The sequence below is a fragment of the Williamwhitmania taraxaci genome (genome assembly GCF_900096565.1).
Classification (GTDB): domain Bacteria; phylum Bacteroidota; class Bacteroidia; order Bacteroidales; family Williamwhitmaniaceae; genus Williamwhitmania; species Williamwhitmania taraxaci.
In genome coordinates, this window is record NZ_FMYP01000158.1 from 1 (window position 1) to 1,893 (window position 1,893).

2 protein-coding genes are annotated in these 1,893 nt (G+C 42.2%); both read left to right on the forward strand.

Going from position 1 to position 1,893, the window contains the following annotated elements; genetic code table 11:
• Positions 1-100: 100 nt before the first annotated feature.
• A complete protein-coding gene (locus BLS65_RS17665) occupies positions 101-517 on the forward strand; it encodes a hypothetical protein (RefSeq protein ID WP_092441105.1) in 417 nt (138 codons plus the stop codon).
• Positions 518-817: 300 nt separating this feature from the next.
• Positions 818-1,810 carry an RHS repeat domain-containing protein gene (locus BLS65_RS17670; protein WP_092441106.1) on the forward strand — a complete coding sequence of 331 codons (993 nt, stop codon included), beginning with the start codon at positions 818-820 and terminating at the stop codon, positions 1,808-1,810.
• The last annotated feature ends 83 nt before the right edge of the window (positions 1,811-1,893 follow it).

A 1,893-nucleotide genomic window follows, 5' to 3' on the forward strand; every position in this document is an offset into this window, starting at 1 on the left:
CGCAAAATTGGAATAGTGGAGTAATTCAGGTTAGTGCAGCATTTTAATGCTAACAAAATATTATCAACAACATTTTTTTAGATTACAGCCAAAGTAATTTATGCAGAGCAACCTTAAAAAGCCTTTGGTAATTTTGCTAGGATTCGGTATTCCACTTGCAGCTGTTATGGTTTATGGTTTTCTTGGTTTATCCAAGCGAAAAACTCAATTAAATCATGAGCCTGTTTACGGTATTGCAATTATTGTTGAGAAATACAAAGGTCCGAAGTCAAGGGGTTCTATAAGGTATACCTTTGTAAATAATGGTAAGGTTTATGAGGGACATGGTCGGTATTTGCCGCATCTTGAAATAGTTAACATTGGGGATACCTGCGAAATGGTTTATGCTCGAACGAATCCAAAAAACTCCAGGCTTTTAGAGGATGAGAATGGGCTTTTAAAAATAAGGCGTAAAAAGATTAACTATTTTAAAGAATGGAAAAAATACATCGAGGTTGTAGATAGTGTGTCAAAGTAACCCCGATAGCTCGGACAAATAGCACTGTTCGAACGGAACTACTGTAAGGATGGTGGACGATGTTAGCCATAATGAAATGGGTATTTTTTAAATGAGATGTGGGCATTATGCCTGCATCTCTTTTTTTGTGGGGTTGGGTGGGGTTACTCGACCCCTCTAAATCTCCCCTGAGAGGGGAGACTTGTGCGCTTGTATAGATTTGTGTTGGATACTAGCTAGTCCGGGTGCAACTACTACGCGGCGGCAAATTAGCCGCACCGCACTACTTGCCAGTGCCGAAATAATCGCTAAGTTTGTGGTATGGCAAGCAATGGCACGAAAACATTCACCCGCACCGTGGGCCTCAAGGAGTATGAGCTTAAGGACCACCTGGGCAACGTGCGTGCCGTGGTAAGCGATACCAAGAGCGGCTCGGCCCCCACCTTCTACGACGCCCTAGCCTCTGGCACCTACCACTACTACCCATTTGGTATGGCCATGCCCGGCCTAGGCTCGGTGAGCGGCCAAAACGCTTACCGCTACGGCTACAACGGCAAGGAAAAGGATGCCGATATGAAGGGTAGCGACGCTACCTACGACTACGGCTTCCGCATTTACGATGCCCGCATTGCCAAGTTCCTTAGCGTCGATCCGCTGACGAAGAGCTATCCTTGGTATACACCATATCAGTTTGCAGGGAATACGCCAATTATGGCTATTGATCTTGATGGTTTAGAGCCATATCCTGCTATTTGTCGCCAATGGGCGAGTAATTCTAGGTTGAAAACACAAGGATTACTTACTAATGAGGACATAAAGGTTATTGATAACAGAAATGCTAAAATTGCACTTGGTGGGTTGGTTAATGTTGGATTGTTTTTTGGTGGTGTTGTTGCTGCCCCTTATGTTGCTGCCGAATTTTCTTTGCTTGCTGAAACCTCGTGGGGCAGTTTACCTATCGTGAGTAACTATATTACTGGATTTGGAGAAGCAAGTTTAAGTGCTGGCTTATTCGATGCAGGTGGGCAGTTTGCTGCAAATACTTTTTCAAATAGAATAGGTACAGGTAACTGGAATATTTTGGAATCAGCAAAGGATGTAAATTTAAATAGTTCATTTCTGAGCACTATAAATCCAAGTAATCTAATGGTCAACGGTTTTGCTTCTAGCTTGATTAATATCTCAGCGAAGAGTTTAATGTCTGATCAAAAGGTTTCAGTGGGCACTCCATCTCAAATATTGTTCGGAACCTTTGGTGAATTAGGTTTTGGGAAATACGAGAGTTTTTTTAGCGGTTCAGTTAATAAATCCTAAATTCAAGTAACAAATGCAACTTATAGGATTGATTGGAGAGAAAGGAATTGCATTTTTTCAGAACAGGAAGATGAGAATTACTC